Annotated in this window: 27 protein-coding genes and 1 other annotated feature; of the genes, 12 read left to right on the top strand and 15 right to left on the bottom strand. The window is 41.3% G+C overall.

Annotated elements, in window-relative coordinates:
* Nucleotides 1–8: 8 nt before the first annotated feature.
* The 3 genes from ACFFGV_RS04880 to ACFFGV_RS04870 form a co-directional block, all read right to left on the bottom strand.
* Nucleotides 9–236: a hypothetical protein gene (locus tag ACFFGV_RS04880; protein ID WP_377345453.1), complete on the bottom strand. Its 228-nt coding sequence runs from the start codon at nucleotides 234–236 to the stop codon at nucleotides 9–11.
* A gap of 165 nt (nucleotides 237–401) precedes the next feature.
* Nucleotides 402–587 carry a hypothetical protein gene (locus tag ACFFGV_RS04875; protein WP_377345452.1) on the bottom strand — a complete coding sequence of 62 codons (186 nt, stop codon included), beginning with the start codon at nucleotides 585–587 and terminating at the stop codon, nucleotides 402–404.
* Between the two features lie 28 nt (nucleotides 588–615).
* Nucleotides 616–969 (bottom strand): DUF3221 domain-containing protein, encoded by a 354-nt coding sequence (locus ACFFGV_RS04870; protein ID WP_377345450.1) that lies wholly within the window; start codon nucleotides 967–969, stop codon nucleotides 616–618.
* 159 nt (nucleotides 970–1,128) lie between these two features.
* Here ACFFGV_RS04870 and ACFFGV_RS04865 point away from each other — a divergent pair, with 159 nt between their 5' ends.
* Complete coding sequence (locus ACFFGV_RS04865; RefSeq protein WP_377345449.1) at nucleotides 1,129–2,157, top strand: zinc-binding alcohol dehydrogenase family protein; 1,029 nt, start codon at nucleotides 1,129–1,131, stop codon at nucleotides 2,155–2,157.
* A 517-nt stretch (nucleotides 2,158–2,674) separates the two neighbouring features.
* Nucleotides 2,675–3,364, top strand: a complete 690-nt coding sequence (locus ACFFGV_RS04860) for a bacteriorhodopsin (protein WP_377345448.1) — start codon at nucleotides 2,675–2,677, stop codon at nucleotides 3,362–3,364.
* A 53-nt stretch (nucleotides 3,365–3,417) separates the two neighbouring features.
* Here the strand turns inward: ACFFGV_RS04860 and ACFFGV_RS04855 are convergent, their stop codons facing one another.
* The gene (locus ACFFGV_RS04855) at nucleotides 3,418–3,687 is read right to left on the bottom strand and encodes a hypothetical protein (protein WP_377345447.1); all 270 of its coding nucleotides are present in this window, start codon (nucleotides 3,685–3,687) and stop codon (nucleotides 3,418–3,420) included.
* Nucleotides 3,688–3,935: 248 nt separating this feature from the next.
* On the opposite strand from ACFFGV_RS04855, the gene ACFFGV_RS04850 reads away from it, so the two are divergent.
* Complete coding sequence (locus ACFFGV_RS04850) at nucleotides 3,936–4,781, top strand: SDR family oxidoreductase (RefSeq protein ID WP_377345446.1); 846 nt, start codon at nucleotides 3,936–3,938, stop codon at nucleotides 4,779–4,781.
* 9 nt (nucleotides 4,782–4,790) lie between these two features.
* Here ACFFGV_RS04850 and ACFFGV_RS04845 read toward each other — a convergent pair whose 3' ends face one another.
* Both ACFFGV_RS04845 and ACFFGV_RS04840 read right to left on the bottom strand, forming a co-directional pair.
* Entirely contained in the window at nucleotides 4,791–5,006 is a 216-nt protein-coding gene (locus ACFFGV_RS04845; protein WP_377345445.1) for a hypothetical protein, read from the bottom strand.
* Nucleotides 5,007–5,396: 390 nt separating this feature from the next.
* Nucleotides 5,397–6,437, bottom strand: a complete 1,041-nt coding sequence (locus ACFFGV_RS04840) for a zinc-binding dehydrogenase (protein WP_377345444.1) — start codon at nucleotides 6,435–6,437, stop codon at nucleotides 5,397–5,399.
* A 466-nt stretch (nucleotides 6,438–6,903) separates the two neighbouring features.
* On the opposite strand from ACFFGV_RS04840, the gene ACFFGV_RS04835 reads away from it, so the two are divergent.
* Together ACFFGV_RS04835 and ACFFGV_RS04830 are read left to right on the top strand one after the other, a co-directional pair.
* Entirely contained in the window at nucleotides 6,904–7,191 is a 288-nt protein-coding gene (locus tag ACFFGV_RS04835) for a hypothetical protein (protein WP_377345443.1), read from the top strand.
* Between the two features lie 178 nt (nucleotides 7,192–7,369).
* The gene (locus ACFFGV_RS04830; protein WP_377345442.1) at nucleotides 7,370–8,389 is read left to right on the top strand and encodes an LLM class flavin-dependent oxidoreductase; all 1,020 of its coding nucleotides are present in this window, start codon (nucleotides 7,370–7,372) and stop codon (nucleotides 8,387–8,389) included.
* Nucleotides 8,390–8,426: 37 nt separating this feature from the next.
* Here ACFFGV_RS04830 and ACFFGV_RS04825 read toward each other — a convergent pair whose 3' ends face one another.
* From ACFFGV_RS04825 to ACFFGV_RS04800, 6 genes are all read right to left on the bottom strand, one after another.
* A complete protein-coding gene (locus ACFFGV_RS04825; RefSeq protein ID WP_377345441.1) occupies nucleotides 8,427–9,185 on the bottom strand; it encodes a YwaF family protein in 759 nt (252 codons plus the stop codon).
* A gap of 59 nt (nucleotides 9,186–9,244) precedes the next feature.
* A complete protein-coding gene (locus ACFFGV_RS04820) occupies nucleotides 9,245–9,427 on the bottom strand; it encodes a hypothetical protein (protein ID WP_377345440.1) in 183 nt (60 codons plus the stop codon).
* A gap of 416 nt (nucleotides 9,428–9,843) precedes the next feature.
* A complete protein-coding gene (locus ACFFGV_RS04815) occupies nucleotides 9,844–10,215 on the bottom strand; it encodes an iron chaperone (protein ID WP_377345439.1) in 372 nt (123 codons plus the stop codon).
* A gap of 131 nt (nucleotides 10,216–10,346) precedes the next feature.
* Entirely contained in the window at nucleotides 10,347–10,832 is a 486-nt protein-coding gene (locus ACFFGV_RS04810) for a DUF456 domain-containing protein (protein WP_377345438.1), read from the bottom strand.
* Between the two features lie 24 nt (nucleotides 10,833–10,856).
* Nucleotides 10,857–12,584, bottom strand: a complete 1,728-nt coding sequence (pabB, locus tag ACFFGV_RS04805; protein ID WP_377345437.1) for an aminodeoxychorismate synthase component I — start codon at nucleotides 12,582–12,584, stop codon at nucleotides 10,857–10,859.
* On the bottom strand, nucleotides 12,581–13,189 hold the full coding sequence (locus tag ACFFGV_RS04800) for an anthranilate synthase component II (protein WP_377345436.1): 609 nt from the start codon (nucleotides 13,187–13,189) through the stop codon (nucleotides 12,581–12,583). Before ACFFGV_RS04800 ends, pabB begins: the two co-directional genes overlap by 4 nt.
* Nucleotides 13,190–13,321: 132 nt before the next feature.
* On the opposite strand from ACFFGV_RS04800, the gene ACFFGV_RS04795 reads away from it, so the two are divergent.
* The 4 genes from ACFFGV_RS04795 (at nucleotide 13,322) to namA (ending at nucleotide 16,421) form a co-directional block, all read left to right on the top strand.
* Nucleotides 13,322–13,753, top strand: coding sequence for an NUDIX hydrolase (locus tag ACFFGV_RS04795; protein ID WP_377345435.1), 432 nt, complete (start codon nucleotides 13,322–13,324; stop codon nucleotides 13,751–13,753).
* Between the two features lie 60 nt (nucleotides 13,754–13,813).
* A complete protein-coding gene (locus tag ACFFGV_RS04790; protein ID WP_377345434.1) occupies nucleotides 13,814–13,999 on the top strand; it encodes a hypothetical protein in 186 nt (61 codons plus the stop codon).
* Nucleotides 14,000–14,155: 156 nt separating this feature from the next.
* Nucleotides 14,156–15,298, top strand: a complete 1,143-nt coding sequence (locus ACFFGV_RS04785; RefSeq protein ID WP_377345433.1) for a glycosyltransferase family 2 protein — start codon at nucleotides 14,156–14,158, stop codon at nucleotides 15,296–15,298.
* Between the two features lie 103 nt (nucleotides 15,299–15,401).
* The gene (gene namA / locus ACFFGV_RS04780; protein WP_377345432.1) at nucleotides 15,402–16,421 is read left to right on the top strand and encodes an NADPH dehydrogenase NamA; all 1,020 of its coding nucleotides are present in this window, start codon (nucleotides 15,402–15,404) and stop codon (nucleotides 16,419–16,421) included.
* Nucleotides 16,422–16,616: 195 nt separating this feature from the next.
* Here the strand turns inward: namA and ileS are convergent, their stop codons facing one another.
* From ileS to ACFFGV_RS04765, 3 genes are all read right to left on the bottom strand, one after another.
* Nucleotides 16,617–19,706: an isoleucine--tRNA ligase gene (gene ileS / locus ACFFGV_RS04775; RefSeq protein WP_377345431.1), complete on the bottom strand. Its 3,090-nt coding sequence runs from the start codon at nucleotides 19,704–19,706 to the stop codon at nucleotides 16,617–16,619.
* Nucleotides 19,707–19,799: 93 nt separating this feature from the next.
* Nucleotides 19,800–20,027, bottom strand: a binding site (T-box leader).
* Nucleotides 20,028–20,152: 125 nt separating this feature from the next.
* Complete coding sequence (locus tag ACFFGV_RS04770) at nucleotides 20,153–20,575, bottom strand: GNAT family N-acetyltransferase (RefSeq protein WP_377345430.1); 423 nt, start codon at nucleotides 20,573–20,575, stop codon at nucleotides 20,153–20,155.
* Between the two features lie 238 nt (nucleotides 20,576–20,813).
* Nucleotides 20,814–21,326, bottom strand: coding sequence for a hypothetical protein (locus tag ACFFGV_RS04765; RefSeq protein ID WP_377345429.1), 513 nt, complete (start codon nucleotides 21,324–21,326; stop codon nucleotides 20,814–20,816).
* A gap of 173 nt (nucleotides 21,327–21,499) precedes the next feature.
* Between ACFFGV_RS04765 and ACFFGV_RS04760 the strand changes: the two genes are divergently transcribed.
* Genes ACFFGV_RS04760 through ACFFGV_RS04750 form a run of 3 tightly spaced genes read left to right on the top strand, consistent with a single transcriptional unit; the run spans nucleotide 21,500 to nucleotide 24,118 of the window.
* Nucleotides 21,500–21,799 (top strand): ArsR/SmtB family transcription factor, encoded by a 300-nt coding sequence (locus ACFFGV_RS04760; protein ID WP_377345428.1) that lies wholly within the window; start codon nucleotides 21,500–21,502, stop codon nucleotides 21,797–21,799.
* A gap of 20 nt (nucleotides 21,800–21,819) precedes the next feature.
* Nucleotides 21,820–22,743: a ribonuclease Z gene (gene rnz, locus ACFFGV_RS04755; protein WP_377345427.1), complete on the top strand. Its 924-nt coding sequence runs from the start codon at nucleotides 21,820–21,822 to the stop codon at nucleotides 22,741–22,743.
* Between the two features lie 7 nt (nucleotides 22,744–22,750).
* Nucleotides 22,751–24,118, top strand: coding sequence for an aldehyde dehydrogenase (locus tag ACFFGV_RS04750; protein ID WP_377345426.1), 1,368 nt, complete (start codon nucleotides 22,751–22,753; stop codon nucleotides 24,116–24,118).
* Nucleotides 24,119–24,149: the final 31 nt, after the last annotated feature.

Raw genomic sequence — 24,149 nt, 5'->3', positions numbered from 1 at the left:
GGGTTCCTTTATGCTGTTGTATGTATGGCCCGTCTTGCATTTTCTTTATTCTGTTTCGTCACATACAATTTATATTCATTTTTGTAATCATCGTAAGCTCCACCAGCTGCCTCAGACATGTTATTAAGCATCGCCACTCTAAATTTTATACCGTGTGCATGTAGTCGGGATGCAATGGTGGCATATTCCTTCTGACTAAATGTCGTATAGATTAACGTCTTTTTTTTAGAAATCAAATAGATGATTGCATTAGCAATAACCCCAATAACAAATTCCTCCTCATCATATATTTAGCAGTCTCACAATCTATTGTATTACGCTTTGTACTCTATTCAGGGAACGGGGTGCACTATGTTATATCCAATGGCTGCTGCCTTCACGTTTTTTGATAATATAAACATCTAAGAAGGGGCGTTTCCTTTGTTATCTTTCTGTGAAGAAATCGCAGATGCTAAAGCAATGACAAATAAACAATTGTTAACTGCCATGACTATACCATTCCATTCTCCATCGAACATGACTACATTACCTAACGTAATCATATGCATACCTGTCAAGATCAATAGTAAGAATTTGGTGACACTCATATGGCAATCCCCCTGTTCTTCAATATTATTAATCGCCTACTCTTTCTATTTTTTCAAGCTCATATTGTGGAGGATCTGATTCTAACGCCCCTCCATTCCCCCACACCTTAACTTTTTCCCCTTTTTTGTAGTTGGAAAGAGAGCTGAAGAATCTACCATCATTTAATGTGTACACTTCCAGCTTATCACGGTACTTTTCCGATAGCTCTTCCCATGTTTTTGTTTTGGCATCTGTTCTGCTTATATTAGAGGCTACTATTATACTGTTTTCATTTACTTGTACGATAAACCCTTCTACTTTTGGTTTATTGGTTGGATCAGAATTACCGCTGCACCCAAACAAAAGCATTACTAATAGCAATGCTATTACATGCTGCTTCACTATTTTCCTCCTCTTTGTATAACGATACTTTATTCTAAAGGCAAGAGTCAATTTCTGTCATCCTTCTCCCCTTTGTACTTCTATTGATATATTGTTTGGAGTACCTGATTAGGAGTAATATTGTTATAGGTAATACATTATTAGATAGAAGGTGATGACATGACTGAGGAAATGAAAGCCATTGGCTTATACCAGCACTTGCCTATTACAAATAACGAAAGTCTTGTAGATGTATCTATTCCTAAACCAAGGGCATCTGGACATGACTTAGTAGTGCAGGTCAAGGCCGTCTCCGTCAATCCTGTTGATACGAAGCTGAGGGCGAACGGAGAAGAAGAAGAGACGCCTAAAATTCTAGGATATGATGCTGCAGGTATTGTGACCGAAGTCGGAGAGAAAGTCACACTATTTCAACCAGGTGACGAAGTATATTACGCTGGTTCTATTGACCGCCCCGGAACGAACAGCGCCTATCACGCAGTTGATGAGCGAATCGTCGGCAAAAAACCGGCCACAATAACCTTTGAAGAAGCTGCTGCTATGCCACTCACAAGCTTAACGGCCTACGAAGGACTATATGATCGTCTTGGTATTTCCAGACAGGAGACGGATAATGAGGGGAAATCGATTTTAATTATTGGAGCTGCAGGTGGTGTTGGATCCATTGCAACACAAATTGCCAGTCGAGCTGGCCTGACAGTAATTGGTACTGCTTCAAGGGAGGAGACCATCACGTGGGCACAAAATCATGGAGCAGAATACATCATTAATCATCATAAAGCTCTTTCTACTCAATTGCATGATCTTGGTTTTCCCTTTGTTGACTATATTTTTTGCTTAAGCTCAACTGCCGATCATTGGGAAGAGATGGTAGCATCCATTAAACCACAAGGTAAAATTGCCAGTATTGTAGAAACGGAGGAACCACTTAATCTCACTGCCCTGCAAAGTAAAAGCGCAACCTTTGTGTGGGAATTTATGTTCACTAGACCACTCTATCAAACAGAGGATATGATAGAACAGCACCATATCTTATCAGAGCTTTGTTCGCTTATCGATAAAGGCTATATTGACACCACCATAAACGAAACCATCGAAGGGCTAACGGCTCACAATCTGCAAGAGGCTCACCGACTTGTGGAAAGTGGTAAAATGATTGGCAAGGTGGTAGTGACCGCTAAAGAATAAATATTTAAAAAACAAAAAGGGAGCCCGCCTTAGGCTCCCTTTATTAAACAACCTTCTCTATCTTGGACCTCAATGTCTTCATTAAGCGGTATTCGTTGGAAAGCTTTTAGAGCCACCCATCTCTTTCAACGGTTTTTATCACCTTCATCACATCTATCTCCAGCCAATGGGGTAACGTACCGAATTGCTTAGAAAGGTGCAATTGGTAAGTCCATATTTTATTAGTCGGCTTCCCTATCAAGACTTGCGTAATTAGATGTGCCTTTCTTGTAAGGGTCTCCTTCCTTCTTGTTTATGGAGCCAATCGCTTTATTCTTTCTTCCTTATAAAAAATCATATATGGAAAATTATTATGGTGATAAGCAAGATCTGCATATAGTTTCACGCTATTGTATTTACATTCCTTCACAAGTACCTCATTTTACAATACATATAGCAGCAATAAAAGAAATGAACAGTTTATATCCGCTCTTTTTTGCCTATAATTTGAAGGAAGAAGACGAAAGGAGCAAATACAATGAGTGATTTTATTATTTCCATGCATATTTTTTACTTCATTATAATGATAACAGGCTCCATATATTTTTATGTATTAAGTCGAAAACCAAAACAGGTACCATTATATGAATATGCCATCGCTATGGTAATTCCAGCTTGGTCCGGTGCAGCATACCTTTCCATCGCCCTCGGACAAGGACTAGTATCAAACCCAGACAAAACCATCTATTTTGCAAGGTATATCGATTGGGTGGTTACGACACCGCTATTACTAGTAGCCCTTGCATTAACAGCCATGCTTCAAGAGAAAAACAAAAATAAAACGTTACTATTTGCCTTAATCATTTCAGACGTGTTTATGATTTTGACAGGATTAATAGCAGACTTCTCAAATGACAGCATTAAATACATTTGGTATATCCTGGGCATGATAGCACTGGTCATCATTTTAGTAATAATTTGGTACCCGTTGAGGAAAATTGCAGACGCAGCTTCCCCAGAACTATCCCGTCATTATAAACGAATAGCTCTTTATCTGTCTTGCTTTTGGATTCTATATCCAACAGCATGGCTAGCCGGCTCATCCGGAATCGATATCACACACCAGTCCATTGAGATAGCTGCATTTATTATTCTTCCTATCTTTTCTAAGATTGGATTTAGTATATTGGATCTTCATGGACTGCGCAACATGCACCTTCCTACTTGAGTAGGAAGGGTTTCTTTCTGTAGGAGCGGTGGGAATTCCGACGTTCTTACCCTTTATTCGTTCCCTTGCTTTAACTCCTCACATAGCAAAGCATTTAAGTAGCATATATCCACGAGTTGCTCCTGGCTTGGTTCTAATTCCTTTAAGCGCTGCGCGGAGTCTCGGCAAATCCAGGCGCAGGCTTCGGCGATGTCAGCCGCTATAGGAGAACCTTGTTCTGTTGTTTCCTTAGCATGACGATAGGCTTCTGTACTTTTCTTTACGAAGCTGATGGTGTTTAATAAAGTGTATGATTCATTCTTCATAAAATTTTGTTCAGACATAGTAACTCCTTCTCCAAATTTTTACATTAAAAAAAGCCAAAAAAGACCTCTTATCGAGAGATCTTTTTTGGCTTATGACTGGCTCTATAGTCCAGGGCATTCCCACCAAAATGAGATGCAATATATTTTTGTCCATTTATGACACGATACGTTGAAAGGAAAAAGGGAATCCTACCACTTTTTCTTTTTTTACTGTAACATAATTTATACAGCTATTCCATCCCGTGTCATAAAAAGGAGAGACTTCTATGGTTGATCGAAAAATTGCTCTTATCACTGGAGCTAGCAGTGGTATGGGGTTAGCAGCTTCCATTGCACTGCTCAGAGCAAAGTATTATGTTGTCATGCTGTGCCGCGATTCCTCTCGTGGAGAAGCAGCCAGGCAGCAGGCTATCAAGGAAAGTGGTCAATCCCAAGCGGAAGTATTGCTTTGTGACCTCGCTTCTCTTGATAGTATTCGTAACAGTGCTTCCCTTTTCAAGGAAAGACATACTCACTTAGATGTTCTAATCAATAATGCTGGTGTTGTAAGTACAAAACGCCATACCACAGTAGATGGGTTCGAACGTATGATTGGTGTAAATCATCTTGGTCATTTCTTGCTTACTAATTTACTCCTCGAAAAACTACAAGCTGCAAAGCAGGGTAGAATTATTACCGTTTCTTCAGGTGCTCATAAGGTTGGTGATATCCATTTTCCTGATCCTCATCTTACCAACCATTTTGGTCTTATTAAGGGCTATGCTCAGTCAAAGCTTGCCAATATATTATTTACCAACACCTTAGCAGTCCTTCTTGCTGATACGAATGTCACAGCAAATTCCCTTCATCCAGGGGCAGTGAGTACAAGTCTTGGGGTAAACCGTACCACTGGATTTGGTAAAGGAATTCATTCCCTGCTGCGCCCCTTTTTCCAATCTCCCGCTAAAGGTGCGGACACTGCTATTTATCTGGCAACTGATCCACACATGTCAGCAATTAGTGGGGCATATTTTTATAAGCGTCAAATCGCTTCTACCTCTAAAAGAGCTCAGGATAGAAACCTTGCTGATTCTCTATGGAAATGGAGCAAGGAAGAGGTTGGTTTGGAGTGATGTTACCCATTACATCTCTCCCCCTCCTCCCCCCGGAACAGAACCTCGTCGTATGGAAGATGCTTCATTCTCACTGTTTTGACGATCCTCTTCTAATTCTTCAGGAGTCCTTCCTTCCCATTTACGGGGAGGATGCTGATTATGCTTCTTATATTGAAGAACCTTAGCCGTAACAATGACCAACATAATACTTCCAAGGCCTATCACTGGCATAACGAGTGACAAGGAATACCTCCTTTTGTGGATACCCTCACTAATGGTGATGTGGCTGTTTCATGCTCATTATAATACTCAACAAGAAAACCACAGCCAGAAATAATATGGGATAATATCCTGGCATCATAAGGATGGAAAGAAACCCCGCTGCATATAAGGCTTCTATCTTCCATAAAGTGTCCCTCTGACAATAATGTAAAACAGCAAAAACAAGGAACAGCAAAGATAAGAAGACAATTAACCAACTCTTTACCTGTACATTCTCTCCTAACCAGAAAAGCGACGGAATTACGAGAATAAAGCTGGCAGTTTTTAATCTTTCTATAGTAATGATAGTTTCCCCTCCCTATTCTTTTATACAAAGTTTACCATATTACCCTTATTAAGGAGGGGGATGAATTAGGATTGGGGTAGGAGTACTATCTTCCCTAGCTTCCCTGCTTCTTTAAAATAGCTTTGTGCCTCTCTTGCTTCCTGTAAAGGAAAAGTTCGATCAATGACAGGCTTTATCTTTCCTGATGATATAGCGGCCAGCATCCGCTTAAATTCGGCTCTTGTACCAAGCACGGAACCATATAACGTAATATGCTTTAAATACAACGTCCGAAAATCAAGCTCTGTTTTTTGTCCACCTGCTGACCCCGACGTACAGAACTTGCCGCCTTTTTTCAATACGTGAAGGGAGGTCGAGAATAATGCGTCTCCAACTACATCTAATACGGAATCAATAGGCCCGCCGTTTGCCTCTATAATTTGGTCTGCCAGATTATCGGACTTATAAGACAATACATGGGTAGCACCAAGCTCTTTCAGCTTATCTTCTAATGCCAAATCTCCTACAATTGCAATAACCTTCGCACCAAATACATTTGCGGCAATTTGTACATTCAGGGAACCAACTCCCCCATTAGCACCAGTCACCATTACAGTCTCAGTCGGCTTTATGTTTAGTTGCTCCACCATATGCCAAGCTGTCATACCACTAACAGAAAACACAGAGCTTTCTACATAATCAGAAAGCGGCATATCATAGCAAAGCTCAGCCGGCCAGACAACATATTCAGCATAGCCACCATCATATTCTGACCCGATAAAGGACATATCATCTGAAATATGCTCCGCTCCTTCTTTTCCGCTTGACGTAAAAGGGAAAAGGACAACATCGGTCCCAACCATTGCTTCATCAACATCCTGACCTACTTGAACTACTTCCCCTGTTATATCCGAGCCTGGAGTTCGAGGGAATTGAACCCCTTCTGGACGCCAGCCTGATTTGGACCCAGTTCCATAAGCTCCCTCTCTCATCCAAATCTCTGTATTATTAATAGCACATGCCTTTACCTTCACCAGTACTTCCTTTTCCTTTGGTTCCGGTATAGCTGCATCAACGACCTCTAGTTTATCTACATCTCCGTATCCTATTACTTGCACAGCTCTCATGTAATATCCACCCTTCTAAAGAAATAAATGTTTTGTTATTCAGTGTCTCCTATTCCAGCACAAATGTGTATGTAATTCGTTTTTTGTTTGGGTGTTAGCTTAGGTTAGACGTATCGAAACTGTAACAGTAATTCCTCGTACTGTAAAACAGGTATAATCTTCCCTGGACTATATTGCTAGTTGTCCGTATTACCCTTTTTTTGTTTTTCCATAAGTCGTCTAACGTTGTCCGTTGGTGTCCAACAGTCGAACTTCCATTTAGGGTTTGTTTCATAACCGAGCCTGGCACAATACCTTTTCACCCTATTATTGTTCTTTATCAGTTCGTAATGAATGCACGTTGCACAACAATGAAAATCCTTCACGGACCTCCCCCTTTATACTTGCCCATTTCTGTCATGAAGAAACCACCTATTCTTGTTTATGCATACTATATTATCAATGAAATAGACAGGAGGCTAATAAGATGTTTTCAACTAATCAGCATAAACCCCTCGTCCCCTTAGGAGAGGAAGAGGGTGCTTTGGAGGAAGGAGCTTTTCTAGATGGCTTTCCTTTCGCAGGATTCCCCTTTGGTGGAGCAGGTGATTTTGCATTCGGTGTTTTTGGGACCTTATTCTATCCAACCACGTTTCTAGCACCAACATTTCCATTCTTCGCTCCCTTTGCCGGTCCCTATCCATATGGATATCCTCCGATTGAATGTGAAATAGAGCAAAAGCCAGGCTTTTATGAAAGGCAATGGCCTTTTTAATCGATAAAGCTGTCGATATACCATCGGCAGCTTTTCTGTATTAGGGCAACAGAAGGAAAACTTAGGAAGGATTGAGCAGTTCCTTAGGCACTCGAAATAAAATATTGGTACACTGAACCATACATAAAATGTAGGGGAATCTCCTCATTCAAACTAATGAAAGAAAGAAGATGAATATATGAGCAAATCATTACAATCCATTCCCTATTCTGTATTAGATTTAGCCCCAATTAGAGAGGATGGTACTCCTCAAGATGCCTTTCATCGTACAGTAGACCTTGCTAAGCACACTGAAAAGCTTGGCTACACACGCTATTGGTTGGCAGAGCATCATAACATGCCTTTCATCGCAAGCTCAGCCACCTCTGTACTAATTGGACATGTTGCATCACATACGTCTACTATAAGAGTGGGTTCTGGAGGCATTATGCTCCCAAACCACGCACCCTTAGTTATAGCAGAGCAATTCGGAACCTTGGAATCCCTTTATCCAGAACGTGTTGATCTTGGACTAGGACGAGCTCCTGGTACAGACCAGCTAACAGCTCACGCACTACGAAGAGGTGTGAAAAGTGGACCTAATGATTTTCCAGATCAATTAGAGGAGTTAAGAAGTTATTTTGATCCAACTCGAGGTAAGGATAACCCGCATGTACGCGCTTATCCTGGGGAAGGTCTCGACATTCCTATCTGGCTGCTCGGCTCCAGTGGATACAGTGCTCAGCTCGCAGGAAAGGAAGGACTTCCTTTTGCTTTTGCTAGTCATTTCTCTCCACGAGACACTGTTCCTGCCCTTGATTTATATCGCAGAGAATTCAAGCCATCTAAACACCTAGATCAGCCCCATGCGATGGTAGGTGTGAATATAATAGCTGCGGATACAGACGAAGAAGCAGAACGCTTGTCTACGACACTTCAGCAGCAATTCCTCAACCTGATTCGACAAAATGAATTCCCACTTCCCCCTCCTGTTGATTCTATGGAGGATATCTGGACAGAACGGGAAAGGCAGGCTCTTCAGCAACAGCTTAGCTCCTCTATTATTGGGAGTAAGGATACTGTTCGCAAGAAGCTTTACGACTTTATTGAAAAAACAGGAGCTGACGAAATTATGGTTATTTCTCAAATTTATGACCATGAAGCACGTCGTAGATCCTATGAGATAGTAGCAGAATTATTTCAAGAACACTCATCATAACCAAAGTAAAAGCTAAGAGCAGCAGTCTCTTAGCTTTTTACGTCTCGTTTAATAGAGCATCTGTATGAGAGGATTTCTTGCTATGTATAGCACTAACCGCTTTGTATAGGAAGTACATAAAGACAAATAATCCGAAACAAAACAATTCGAGATGGATATAGTACCACACGCCATCCCCAAGCATATCTAGAGGAGTGGTGACATCAGGGGTACTGGCGAGGAATAAATAATTCGTCCCAATCTGTCCGTTCAAGAAAAATATAATAGCAGCATACCCATTTAATAGGAAAAACATCTGGCCTAATACCCTTATCGTTATAGGCGTAGTGGTCATCAATAGTAAGAATATCCCAGTCCAAACTAATGCCATGTGGTGAAGAAAAAATTTCATAAAACGGAAATGGGGGAAGGAATAGAATACCTCTGGTGTGATTAAAGTGATGAGAGCCGGAAGGATGGCAGCAAAATAAAGAAACTGAATAAGCTTTCTATTATATGTCACCAAAGCTATCATGGAAAGAATAGAGCCTAATCCACATAAGTGAAGAGGTGCATGATCCTCCATGCTCCAGCTTCCATTAGCTATCCCCCATAAGGTGTGCGTAATTTCTGCCATTAATAATATACTAAAGAGTCCCCATCTTACCAACTGCTGCAGTAGTTGATAGGATAGTAAAATTCTATAGCTAAGAAACAAGCCAACAATACCACTTATGAACAGTAATAACAAAACAATGTGACTGTTAGAGAACGCTTCAAAGCGTTCATCAATGTTCGTGTCAAACCATGCAGGCATTCTTCCCCTCCTTTGTAAAAAAAAGCTGAAGCAATAGCTTCAGCCTTTAAACCAGACAATTACACAACGTTACCAAATAATAATAGCAATGTAACTACAAATAATAGCCCTAGTCCAGGAAACATATTGATAAAATACCTTCGTCTGTTTTGAGCAGTTCGTAATTCCCACAGCCCTCTTGTCACGAAGAAAATACCGATGAAACAGATTAGTATCGTAAGTGGAAAAATGACATAGTTCATGAAGTGCGTCCCCTTTTATAGCGAACTAGTCTTACAACCTAGCTCCTCAATTCATAGGCGCCACCCTCATACACCTTATATACCCCTACTGTCCCGTTTTTCTTTAATAGATTTAGAAGTAAGTTCAATAGTGTAATAGGATCCAGAATCATCTGATTCCAACTGACCACCCATATCATTAAATTGTATATCATCATTATTATGCATGTCTAACTCGTTTTTCAAGGGAGTAATAGCCTCTTCTCCTGAATGTATTTCAACTCCATTGGCATTCCCGTTTTTCTCGTAAGCTGATCTTAAACAAGGAAGGCAGAGCTCTTTTTGTGGTTATATAAGTCATTCTCTATTTTTGACATCACATATTTGTTCTATATGATTTAATTTCCTTACCCTTTCCTGATAAGCGGCTTCAGAAGTTATTTGCGCCAAAAAGTAGAACATTCCGCTTTATCCTGTATGTTAAACGCAATGATGTTCTCTAACAATTCATAATCGATGGCTTCGTTCCATTTAATTCGGAACAACCCCTTTGTAGAACTGTAGCCAGCCTTTGCAATTTCAGCAGCAAAGCGAACCATAGCTGCCTCTTCAGGAGCAAAGCTCATATGATGCTTGGCTTTATCGATGCCAATGATAAATGTACCATGGTCGGTAAACATTGGGGTGTTCCACTTTATGTGCGGTTCTAAATTCGGAAATGTGTTGGATACCCAAGCTAATACCTCCTCTAAACGGTCACGGTGATCTGGGTTATCGATTCCTTCTAGATACTGGACAAATGCTACCATTTCATACCCTCCTTAAATAATGATATATGCTCATGCTAAGTGGTCTACCGTTTACCTACTACTTTAGGAAGGGTGAGGTGCTTCCTGCATTCGGAATTCACCACTGTGGGAAACGATTGCTCTCATACCTGTTAAAATACATACACACTAAGTAAAAACCAAATGATGATAAAGGTTTGGATTAGTAATTTAGCGACTGTTCCTCCTAAAAATCCTACTAACGCTCCTACAGCAGATTTAGCTGATTTTTCGAAGTCCTCATTCTGTACCATTTCCGTTATAAAAACGAGAATAAATGGAACAATTATCACTCCAAACGGAGGTAATATAAATGAGCCTAATATCACACCTATGCCAGCCATTCGTTCCCCCCATTTGGAACCACCGAATCGTTTGACTACTTTACTATTAATAATTATGTCAGAGATAATTAAAATAATGGTCAGCACGATCATTGTTATCCAAAACCATATCGAAAGCTCCTCTGAATTAATAAAGAATTGATATGTTAATAAGCTAACCCACAGGAATAGGGGACTTGGCAGCACAGGATAAACAAGTCCAATATAACTAACCACGAAGCCTGCAATAACGATAATCCAAAGTACTATTTCCATGACAATCTCCTTTGCTAACTAAGTCTACACTAATTCAACCGGCAGCCAGCCTCGTACTCCATTGATTAAATAAATGGAGCTAGACAGCCTTACCTCTTCCTTTGTAATACTTCTTTCTTTAATGGTTCCTTCCTGCAACAAAAATTCGCGGTACGTTCCGGCTAGTAAACCACATTGAACAGGAGGTGTGACCCATTCTCCATCTGATTCAATGACAACATTCCCAATCGTAAATTCCGTAACATATTCATCCTCATTCCAGAGCAACACGGAAAAGACGTCCTCTTTCGCTTCCTCCATATGTTCATCATATATAGCACGATAGGTTGTTTTATGATAGAGGAACGGGTTGGAGCTATCAATGGCACGTTTAGCTAATGAGACCCATAGTGGTTTCCGCATTGGTGTAATCTGGTGTGCTTCGGTAGAAAGTGTACCATCTTTTGCTACAAGTAACCGAACCTTATAGGTATGTATGGGATACGATAGTTGAAGGTTTCTCAAATGCTCTACTACTGTATTTCTATCAAGCTCTATATTAAAATATGCAGCACTCTCCATAACCCTCTTCACATGGAAGGATTGTAATGGGAACTTCCCGTTATCGAGACACATACTTTCTAACAGTTGAAAATCTGGTCTCTTTTCTGTAAGAAGACGTGCCTTTGTTTGAATTTCTTCATACTCTCCTTGTACTGTTGAATCCCATGTAATACCTCCCCCACTGCCATAGGCTGCTATTCCCGCCTTATTGTCGAGTAGTACAGTCCGGATAGGAACGTTAAATATAGCATCTCGTTCTGGTGTAATGTATCCTATTGCTCCACAATACACTTCCCTTGGATGTTGCTCGAGCTGCTTAATATACTCCATTGTCCTTACCTTAGGAGCTCCGGTAATCGATCCGCACGGAAATAAAGCGGCGAACAGATTGTAAAAGGATGTCTCCGCTGAAATGACAGCTTGAATGGTAGAAGTCATCTGATGAACAGTAGGATACTGTTCCAAATCAAATAAAGAAGGAACTTTAACACTACCAGATTCAGCAATATTCCCAAGATCATTTCTAAGTAGATCCACAATCATCAGGTTTTCTGCTCGATCCTTCTCGGAGGCATGTAACTCTTGTCGAAATAGATTATCCTCTTCTACCGTTCTCCCTCGCGGTCTTGTCCCTTTCATTGGCTTAGTGGTAAGGAGAGTATTCTCTTTTTGAAAAAACAGTTCTGGGGAGGCAGAAAGTATAGAATGGTCTCCCAAATTCAAATAGGCACTGTAGGAAGACGCTTGATTTCGTTGTAATTGATTATAAAAAGCAAAATCATCTCCTGCAAAAGATGCCTCTAATCTTGTCGTATAGTTAACCTGGTAAGTGTTCCCCTCTTCAATCGCTGACCTGATTGCTTCTATTCCGCTTTGGTATGTAGAATACTCATCCTTAAATCTCCACTCCGATAGGGTATAGCTGCCGTTACCTTGATCCGTTTTTGCTGGTACTGGTGAGGAGAACAACCCAAACCACACTAACGGAAACTTTGGCGATTCATGAACGGAGAGATAGGAACGAAATGCTGGTGCAGCCTCGTAGGAAATGTATCCTGCGGCATAATAGCCTTTTGCAATCCAAAGCTCCAGTTTGTTAAATATCCCTTTTACTTCCTCATATGTGTAGGCTACGAAAACCTTTTCCGGTTTATAAAATGCTAAAGGAGCTGGTGTAAAGTCAAATTGCATATATACGTTTTGTGTCAAGAATTCGTCCCCTCCTTTTGGCGGTATCGGAAGCTGTTGACATGGTGGTAGAAATAATTCTTTAACATAGAAAAGCCGTCTATAGAGGTTATTGATTCAGGATGGAACTGGACGCCTTCAATAGGTAATGATGTATGCCGAACAGCCATGATAACACCGTCCTCTGTTTCAGCACTCACTTCCAGACAGTCAGGGATAGAATCCCTGTTTGCCATTAATGAGTGATACCTCGTCACAGGAGTTGGTAAAGCAATATCTTTAAACATTGTTTGACCGTCGTGGACAATAGAAAACACCTTACCATGTACTGGGAGAGGACCTTTTTCTATTCTCCCTCCAAAAAAATCCACAATTAATTGGTAACCAAGGCACACACCAAGGATAGGAATATCCAAGTAGCAGGCGGAGAGCACCTCCCTGCTAACCCCAGTATCTTGAGGAGATCCTGGTCCTGGGGAAAGGACGATAGCATCCGGACGGAGAGCTATCACTTCCTCTGTTGTTATTTGATCATTTTTATATACGACAACTTCATCGGCAATTTGATCTATGTATTGAACCAAATTGTACGTGAACGAGTCATAGTTATCAATTATTATTATCATCCTACATACACCACATTTTCTAATTGTAACGGTACCCTTCTTATTATAGCCGCAAATGACGATCTATCCAAAACAGAAATACCCATCACTAATGTCTCATGATAAACTATAGATAAAGAAAGGGGAATGAATATGAAGAGAGTTGATGTTGCCTACACCCTGCTGCTAGATTCATCTAAGGAGAGCATCCTCATGGTTCGTAATAAGAGAGGAAATTCCTTTGACTACTCATTGCCTGGCGGCGCAGTTGAAGAAGGAGAATCTATTCAGGATGGTGCCATTAGAGAAGCTAAAGAAGAAACGGGTCTTCATATTGAAGTACATAATCTTCTTTCTGTCAATGAAGCGTTATTTGAGGAAGAAGGGCATCATTGTCTCTTCTTTACATTTTATGGATCAATTATTAGTGGAGATATTGAGGTTACCCGCCCTCATGAAATCGAAGATGTAGTCTGGATGAGTGTTCAAGAAGCAGATAAAGCGATGCCCTACTTTCCTGGTGGAATAAGTCGGTACATTGGTAATCAATACGCTATCCCGTATGTGTTTGAAGGGAAGAAATAGTACGGATGATATTAGCCTCCCTAACCAATCCTATTCATAAGGAATAGGAGGTGTAATACAATGGGTAGAAAAAATCGTGCTCAAGAAGGCGTTACTAAAGCGGCTAAGACATTTAAGGATGGTGCTGATGCTGTGTTTGATACCGTCCAGGGGGCTGCTGAAGCAACAGAAAGTGCAGCTATGAATGCCGTAGATAAATCAACAGATGCCATTAACAAAGCGTTAGACCGAAGCGATCGCAAGTAATAAAACAGACTGTCTTACTGCTCGTCAAGTAAGACAGTCTGTTTTATTCTATGTTTCCTCACCTTCCAAACACATCCAACAATCCATGCTACCTTATCATTTGTTATGATAGATGAAAGGAACAATCGTCCCACTATTACCAAAGGAGCATTATCTATGTTCTACCTCTTAAGTATCATCTTTTTATTTTGGCTCTTTGCTTTTATAGATAGTGTCATTGGGCTTCGACGAATAAATCGAGTAGAGGATATTTCTTCTTCCCCTATCTCTGATATGGTGTCAGTCATTGTAGCAGCTAAGGATGAAGAAGCATCCATTGAAAGAACTATTCAGTCACTCCTAGCACAAACTTACCCCAACATGGAAATTATTTTAGTGAATGACCGCTCTGAAGATAAAACGGGAGACAAGATGAATAACTACGAGCAATTGCCATTTGTACGCGTCCTGCACATCTCTTCTTTACCAAAAGGGTGGGTTGGGAAAAATCATGCTCTTTATTACGGATATAAAGCAGCACGAGGTCGATACCTCCTATTCACAGATGCAGATGTTTGGCACAATCCCCGTACAATAGAGGTTGCACTCTCGTACCTGGGACAGGAAAGGGCAGATCACCTTACCCTCTCCCCTACTCTTACCGCATCCTCCTATTGGCTACGCTCTTTTATTGCCTATTTTCTCTTTGGGTTTGGATTTTTTAAACGACCTTGGTCTGCCAATGACGATGGAAGCAATAAGGGCGGAATGGGCATAGGTGCATTTCAATTACTAACAAAGGATACATATGAACGAATTGGAACACATCAAGCCTTTGCCAGCAGACCTGATGATGACTTGTATTTAGGTCAATTAGTAAAATCATTTGGTTTTAAACAGAGACTGGCAACTGCCAAAAGCCTTCTCACCGTAGAATGGTATCCTTCATTATCAGAAGCAATCAAAGGATTAGAGAAAAATACGTTTGCCGGCTTGTCCTATTCATGGATGTTGGGATTTATTGCTATTGTAGGAACTTTACTATCACAAGTTCTCCCCTTTGTTACGGTCTGGAGCACTTCTGGCAGAACCCAGCTCATAAGCCTTGGCATAATTGTCCTTCTCTACACGATGTATGTCATATCCACTAGAAAGCTGACCTCCTTTTCTCTAATGGTTATTCCTGTCTTTCCTTTAACAGCATTGCTTTTTGTGTACACCATTACAAAGGCCTTATGGAAAACATATAAACACAAAGGGATTACGTGGCGGGGTACCTTTTACTCGCTAGAAGAATTGCGAAAACATAATAAAAGATAAATTGTTTTACTATTGGAAAATGCAAGCAAAAGGGGTGAGCTGTTATCTGGTTTGTGAGAAAATGTGTGATGGTATCATGTGATGAACTTTAGGAGGTAAGAAAATGGATGCAGCATTATTTTCCCCGATATCATTTGGCAATGTAACTCTAAAAAATAGAGTAGTTATGTCCCCTATGTGTATGTATTCGTCTGTAACAGAGGATGGCAAGGTATCTCCTTTCCACTTTGCTCATTATGAAAGCAGAGCTGCAGGTCAAGCTGGACTAGTAATGATCGAAGCAACTTCTGTCTTACCAGAAGGAAGGATTTCTCCACGAGACTTAGGCATCTGGAGTGATGAACATATCAAAGGATTGCAACAGGTGAATGAAGGAATACACCGCCATGGAGCAAAATCCAGCATACAATTGGCGCATTCTGGAAGGAAAGGTATATTAGAGGAAGACATTTTTTCTCCGAGCGCACTACCATTTAAAGAAGATAGGAAAACACCAATAGAAATGTCACAAGAGGATATCAAGCGAACGATTACTGCCTTTCAGGAAGCCGCACAACGCGCGAAAGATGCTCATTTTGATATTATAGAATTGCACGGTGCTCACGGGTATTTAATCAACCAGTTCCTTTCGCCACTCACTAATAAAAGAACCGATCAGTACGGTGGAACTAGAGAAAATCGCTTCCTATTTTTAAGAGAAATAATAAAGGCAGTTCAAACAGTGTGGAATGGTCCTACCTTTGTAAGAATCTCAGCAAATGAATATCATGAAGACGGGAATACCTTTGACGATTTCGTCTATTTTGCTTCTGAAATGAAGAAGCTTGGCATTGACCTTATCGACTGCAGTTCAGGTGGTGTTGTTCCAGCACGACCTCCTGTATTCCCGGGGTATCAACTACGATACGCTGAGGGCATCAAACATAAAGCCCACATTGCAACAGGTGCTGTAGGGATGATAACGTCTGGTTTACAGGCTGAGGAAATTCTCCAAAACAACCGAGCAGACCTCATTTTTGTTGCCAGAGCCATGTTACGAAATCCATACTGGGCTAAAGCAGCGGCTGACGATTTAAGAGTAGAAATTCCTTCCCCTGTTCCATACGAGCGTGGCTGGAAATGATGCATATAAATTTAAAAAACTAGCAAGCGAATATACTGGCGTCCACACTAGCTAGTAGAAAGCCTTATGTCTTTTCCATGACCATCTTAATAGAAACGGAATGTGCCACCGAATATTTTTTCAAACACTGAATAGAGTTCTTTTCCTTTTCAGCATGGAACAACAAAATCCCCAGCCGAGGCCGGGGATTTTGTTTTATTGGTGAAGAACCAGTCTCAGTGAATGATCACCGACGGTAAACTCTTTCATTTCGTCTTTCTCACCGATTGAAAGCTCCTTAACCAGAACATTCTCTCGGATTAGCTGTTCATTTAGCTTGATGGCTTTCTGCACTTCTTCATCACCGGCAAGGGTAATATCAATTCGTAAATCAATTGGCAGATCCTCATGCTTCCGCTCATCCTGAATGACACGGATAACTTCACGAGCCAGCCCTTCTAGGCGGAGTTCATCTGTAATGGTTGTATCAAGTACAACATGGAAATCCTGGTTCGCTCCCATCGAGAGCCCTGCATCCGCAACACGCTCAATGTTTAATAGATCCATTGGTACTTCTACCTCACCATCAGCTGTAGGAACGACCGCTTTTTCCTGTTGGACTACAGCTGCAGCCCCTTCTTCGGACAGCTGTTCTAGATATCCTTTCACAACGCCAACGTTCTTACCAAGTACTGGACCGGCGGCACGGAAGTTCAGCTTCACTTCATAACGGACAAGATCCTCAGAAGACTGTTTCACAATCACTTCTTTAACGTTAATCTCATCACGGATGATGCTGCTGTACTCCTCGAGTGCTTTTCCTCTTTCCGGGTTAACTGGAATTACGACAAGCTCAGAAAGTGGCTGCTTTGTTTTGATTGCTTCTGTATTCCGTACTCCTCGGGCCAGTTCTACGACCTGCAGAACGGTGTCCATATCCTTCTCCAGCTGCTTGTTCACTACTGCATCGTCTAATTTAGGGAAATGTGCCAAATGAACACTCTCACCTGTCAAATTGTGATGAATATCTTCAGCCACGAACGGTGTGAATGGTGCCATCAGCTTGCTCAGCTGTGTCAGCACTTCATGAAGTGTATGATAAGCAGCTTTTTTAGACTCGCTCATGCCTTCTTCCCAGAAGCGGTCACGGGAGCGACGGATATACCAGTTACTCACTTCATCAATATATTTCTCCAGAGCCTTTGCTCCTTTTGTGAAATCGTACTCCTCAAGAGCTTCCTCTACGATAGCTGTCACACTGTTCAAGCGAGAAAGGACCCAGCGATCAAGAAGTGTCTTTTCTCCAGTTTCATCCTTCTTAAACGTGTAGCCGTCAATGTTTGCATACAACGTATAGAAGCCATGCGTGTTCACTAGAGTATCGATTACCTTGGACTTGGCCTCGATAACGACACGCTCAGAAAAGCGTTTGTTATTCCAAGGTGCACTGTCAGCAAGCAGCGCCCAGCGGAACGGATCAGCACCAAACTTATTTACGATGTCTGTTGGATTTAGTGCATTTCCTTTACTCTTCGACATCTTACGGCCTTCCTCATCAAGAATATGGCCGGTGGAAAGCACACGCTTGTAAGGTGCTTTTCCAGTAAAAAGGGTAGAAACAGCAAGCAGGCTGTAGAACCAGCCACGCGTCTGGTCAATTCCCTCACAGATGACATCCGCCGGAAACTGTTTTTCAAACTGCTCCTGATTCTCAAATGGGTAGTGCTGCTGAGCAAACGGCATCGATCCGGAATCAAACCAAACGTCAATAACCTCCGGAACCCTGTCCATCGTTCCCCCACACTTCTCGCAGGTAAGCTGAACACGGTCGACATAAGGCTTATGCAGCTCTACATCTCCAATATCTCCTTTCGCTTTTTCCTGAAGATCCGCTTTACTGTCGGGGGCATATTGATAATCACAGGAATTACACATCCAGATAGGAAGCGGAGTTCCCCAAAAACGGTTACGACCGATATTCCAATCGACCATATTCTCAAGAAAATTACCAAAGCGTCCGTCTCTAATATGGTCAGGGTGCCAATCGACCTGTTGGTTGTTGGCAAGGAATTGGTCTTTCAGCTCGGTAGTTTTTATGAACCAGCTTTCAATAGCGTAATATAGTAATGGAGAATCACAGCGCCAGCAATGCGGATAGCTGTGTTCGTACTTTTCTTTATGGAAAAGAAGTCCCTCATTAGCCAAATATTTTACGATATCGACATCACAATCTTTCACAAAACGGCCTTCAAATGGAGGAATATCTGCAGTGTAGCGTCCCTGTCCGTCTACTACGTTAAAGAAGGAAAGGTTATGTTCTTTCACCAGATTATAGTCATCTTCACCGTAGGCAGGAGCGATGTGTACGACACCTGTACCACTTTCAGCATTAACGAAATCAGCTTCTACGACAAAATGGCCACGCTCAGGCTTCACGAATGGGAATGGAGCTTCATAGGCAACTCCACTAAACTCGCTTCCTTTGTGCTTGGAAAGAACAGTGTAGCCCTCTCCAAGGTTCTTTTCCGCAAGTGCCTCAGCAACGATGTAAACTTCACCATCTTTTTCCGCTTTAATGTAATCCAGGTCGGCATGGACTGCCAGTGTAACATTTGCTGGCAACGTCCAAGGCGTCGTCGTCCAGCCAAGGAAGAACTCATTCTCCGTATCTTTGACTTTAAACTTCGCTGTAGCAGATAGGTCTTTCACATCCTCATAGCCTTGGGCCACTTCGTGTGAGCTCAATGTCGTCTGACAGCTTGGACAGTAAGGAGTTACCCTATGGCCCTTAGACAACAGATTACGCTTGTGAAGATCACTTAGGATGTACCAGACACTCTCAATGTACCGGTCTTGAAGAGTGACATACGGATCATCCATATCTAGCCAATAGCCGATAGATTCCGTAAATTCACGCCACTCCTTTTCATAGTTAAAGACACTTTCCTTACATTTCTCAATGAATTTTTCTACGCCATACTCTTCTATCTGCTGTTTCCCGGAAATGCCAAGCTGCTTTTCAACCTCCAATTCAACTGGGAGACCATGGGTGTCCCAGCCTCCTTTACGCAAAACCTGGTACCCCTGCATCGTTTTGTAGCGACCGACAAAGTCCTTAATCACTCGGCCAAGTACGTGACCGGCGTGGGGAAGCCCGTTCGCTGTTGGAGGTCCTTCATAAAAAACAAATGTTTCTGCACCTTCGCGCTCATTCATAGAGCGTCGGAAGACATCCTCTTGTTTCCAGTAGCTCTTCACACGATTCTCACGCTCCAGAGCCGCTTCCTTCGTATTAACACTGCGCATTTCTTCCACCTCTTACCCTCTTATTTTTGTATAAAAAATCCCTTAGGATTTGGTATAGATTTCCTGAAAAGACAAAAAATCCGCCCCTGTTGTAACAGGGACGGATGTTCATTCCGCGGTACCACCCATATTCCGTGTACATAAACTCACACGGCACTCGGTAAAAACGGATAACGGCCGCCAGCCGGTTCCACCTACTCTCAAGTATTTCAGCAGAACTTCTCAGGGATGATCTTCAACTGATTCCGCCATCGCTTCCCACCAGCCAGCGACTCTCTATAGGTCATGATATCAGCCTACTCTTCCCGTTAATGAAACTATACGTATTTTTTATAATCGTACAATGGAACGTCATGGATGTCAAAAGTTTCTTCAATCCCATTCTTGCCCAATTTGATACAGCATATCCGTTGTAATGCTAGAGCAAAACCATAATTTCTACACATTTATAACTTTTTTTGAAATACATAGCTCTTTTTCTTCATATCTACCTTATGTTCATAAAAATGATGTGCTTGCTCCCGCTGCAGTCCTGAGGATAAAATGACTTTTTCATACCCCTGCCCTCTTGCCCACTGCTCTATGTAGTTTAACACATACGCTCCGTATCCTTTTGATCGTGCTGTGGATGAAGTAACAAGATCATGTACCCAAACGTAATTCCCCCATGCAAAGCTCCTATCTGTAACAAAACCAGCCAACGCCTGCATTTCCCCATTGTCTACACAAGCCACCAGACTGTATCCGTTTTGGGCCATATGTTCAAGATCTGCAATGTAATCCTTTTCTGTTAGATGTGTCCTGAGTTCCTTCATAATCGGAAACGATTCTCTCCATTGCTGCTTAGTTGTCAGGTTTATTATTTCCACACCTCATCAATCCCCTTCTTTCATTAATCTCTGACCATGCTTGTTGGTTATTTTCAATATAGAGCCCTCGTATGTGGAGAACTTTAAATGGAGATAACTTTATGTAAGATGGGCATTTATCGGAAGAAAGGAATGGCCTATAAAACGGATAGGACCCATCCCTGAAAATTATCGCGAATCTGAGTCTACCACTATCTCCCCATTTTGATGAACATGGTACCTTCCTTTCGGGTTTGTACTAAGACGCTGTATGCATTGAATTTGCTATCCGCAGTAATTGTTCCATGTTTGAGCTTGTAGAGTTAGTCGGCATATAGCTCATTAACTTAATAATGTAGGTGCTTTTTTCCTGATGATCAGTCCAGGTTAATTGGTCCCCAAACTGTCTAGTAGAGTATTTTGCTCTGGTACCATTAGAAAGCTCCACTTGCTTGCCTTCTCTCTGTCTATAGGTAGCGACATCATCTAATTTCATAATATGTACATTTTGATCCCCATTTGAGTACACCAATTCAATCATCGTTTCTTCCTGACTTGTTGTGGTCAAAGCATCTACCTCTTTGACCTCGAACGGAATGTAATCCGGTAAGAGCAGCCTGTCTAACTGTTCAGGCGACACATCATCAAGCTCCTTTGTGATAGACGGGTATTTCTGTTTCAGTTCAGAAAGGCCATGTACAGGAGAAGATTTTGCGGAACAAGCTGACATAAGGGAAATACACATCATAATAGTAACAAACCGATAATTCAATGAGATCTCATCCTTTATCCAACTTTTTATCTTTCCATTTACAGACGTATTGTATTATGTATTCGTTTCAAGAAAATAACATTTTCAGGAAAGAAGTTTTCTTATTCCTTGCAATTTACCTATTTTCATCATATAATTCGTTTAAAAATTTAAACCAATAGGAGCTAGCATATATGAGCGAACTTATTGAAGAGTTGTTCCGTGCCAATACATTAACCTTTCATGCGTTAGGTGATACCGCTCGACAAGATATAATCTTGCTGTTAGATAAACATGATCGACTTAACGTTACAGAAATTACCGAGCACTCTCCTCTGTCTAGACCAGCTATCTCTCATCATTTAAAAATATTGCGAGATGCAGGAATTGTCGGCATTCATAAAGAAGGCACAAAACGTTATTACTATTTAACCATTGAAGATAGTGTTCAATTATTAAAGGAACTCGTTTTAGAAGTTGAAAAACATTGTTAATGATTTAGGAGGACCATAATTTGGATATCACTTTTTTAGGAACTGGTGCAGGTGTACCCTCTAAAAAGCGCAATGTCTCCTCTCTTGCATTACAAATGCTGCAAGAAAGAGGAAGCACCTGGCTCTTTGATTGCGGGGAAGCAACCCAGCACCAAATACTTCATACAAATATCCGGCCAAGAAAGGTAGAAAAAATCTTCATTACGCATTTACATGGGGATCATATTTTCGGATTGCCTGGCTTTATAAGCAGTCGTTCCTTTCAAGGAGGCGATAGCCCGTTAACCATTTATGGACCAAAGGGCATTCAAGCATTTCTGGAGACCGCACTAGCTGTAAGCGGTACTCATTTAGCCTACCAGGTGGAAGTAATGGAAGTAGAAGAAGGACTTCTCTATGAGGATGACCATTGTACGGTACACTGTCACAAATTGGATCATGGTATCACAAGCTACGGCTATGCTATTCAAGAACACGATAAACCTGGGGAATTACTAGTTGATAAGCTTAAAGAAGAAGGCATCGAGCCTGGTCCTATATATCAGCAAATAAAGGAAAACCCGGTAGTAGAATATAATGGAAAAAAATTATACCGGGAGCAATTTATTGGTGAGAATAAAGCTGGTCGGAAAATATGCATCCTTGGTGATACACGATCTCAGGAAAGTACCAAAGATTTTATCCAGGATGCTGACCTGCTGGTTCATGAAGCCACGTTTGCCAAAGGCGAAACAGAATTAGCCTATAGCTATTATCATTCTACAACAGAACAGGCTGCCCTTCTTGCTAAAAAGGCCAATGTAGGAATGCTAATTTTGACTCATATATCTTCTAGATATCAGGATGATGATATAGATGCTTTATTACAAGAAGCGCAATCAGTCTTCCCTAATACGAAAATAGCCAACGATTTATCTACGTTCCAAATAACGAATATGAGGTGATGTTAAGGTGAATATACCTAGTCTGATAGAACAACAACGTGCCTATTTCAACACAAAAGAGACAAGACCAATCTCCTTTCGTATAGCACAGTTAAAAAAGCTGAAAGAAAAAATAGAGAAGCACGAAGACGAAATCCTTACTGCATTACAGTCTGACCTTCATAAATCAGAGTTTGAATCCTATACAACGGAGATTGCTTTTTTGTATGCCGAAATTAGTATGATGGTTAAGGAACTAGAGGGGTGGATGAAGCCTGAGAAGGTTAAGACACCAGTTTCTCACATAGGCTCTAAAAGCTATATTTATAAAGAGCCTTACGGGGTTTCCCTAGTTATCGCACCATGGAATTACCCTTTTCAACTAGCTCTTGCTCCAGTACTTGGTGCTATTGCTGCTGGCAACACGGTTATATTAAAGCCATCAGAGCTCACGCCACACGTTTCCTCCCTATTGCGTGAAATTATCAATGAAACATTTGAGCAATCGTATTTCACAGTAGTGGAAGGCGCTGTTGAGGTCAGTCAAGAGCTATTAGAGCAAAAATTTGACATTATCTTCTTCACGGGAAGCGTTCCAGTCGGAAAAATCGTCATGGAGAAAGCTGCTAAACAATTAACACCTGTTGTTTTAGAGTTAGGTGGTAAAAGTCCAGTCATAGTGGATGAAACAGCAAAATTGGATCTTGCTGCGAAACGAATAGCCTGGGGAAAGTTTATTAATGCTGGGCAAACGTGCATCGCACCTGATTACTTATATGTCCATCGTGATGTAAAGCCGGAGCTGTTAAGTAAATTAAAGGATGCTATTCAAGAACTGTATGGATCGAAAGCATTGGACAATGAAGAGTACACCCACATTGTAAATCAGAAGCACTTTGATCGATTATTCCCCTACCTAGAGAATGGGGAGTTACTATATGGCGGCTCTACGAATCGCGACCAGCTAGTTATGGAACCAACTATATTAGATCACATTACGTGGGATGATCCAGTCATGCAGGAGGAGATATTTGGTCCTATCCTTCCAGTATTGACATTTGACAGTCTAGACGAGGTAGTGGAAAAGGTTAGAAGTAAAGAGAAGCCTCTAGCGTTGTACTATTTCACAGAAGATGAACAAAGAGAAAATACTATTTTAGAGCAAATTCCTTTTGGCGGTGGATGTGTAAACGATACAATTCTTCACGTTGCCAATCCTCATTTACCTTTTGGTGGAGTTGGGCCGAGTGGCACTGGGAGCTATCACGGGAAAGCGAGCTTCGATGCGTTTTCCCACCGTAAAAGTATCGTTCACCAAACAACAAAATTTGATTTTTCCTTCCGGTACCCCGGCTCTAAATTTGGGTTATCCATTATTAAGCGACTATTAAAATAAGCTATGATGTATTTATAGAAGAGAGAGGACG

The organism is Pontibacillus salicampi (genome assembly GCF_042434395.1).
Classification (GTDB): domain Bacteria; phylum Bacillota; class Bacilli; order Bacillales; family BH030062; genus Pontibacillus; species Pontibacillus salicampi.
The sequence above is the reverse complement of the archived record's forward strand: the minus strand, read 5'-3'. Positions and strand labels throughout refer to the sequence as shown.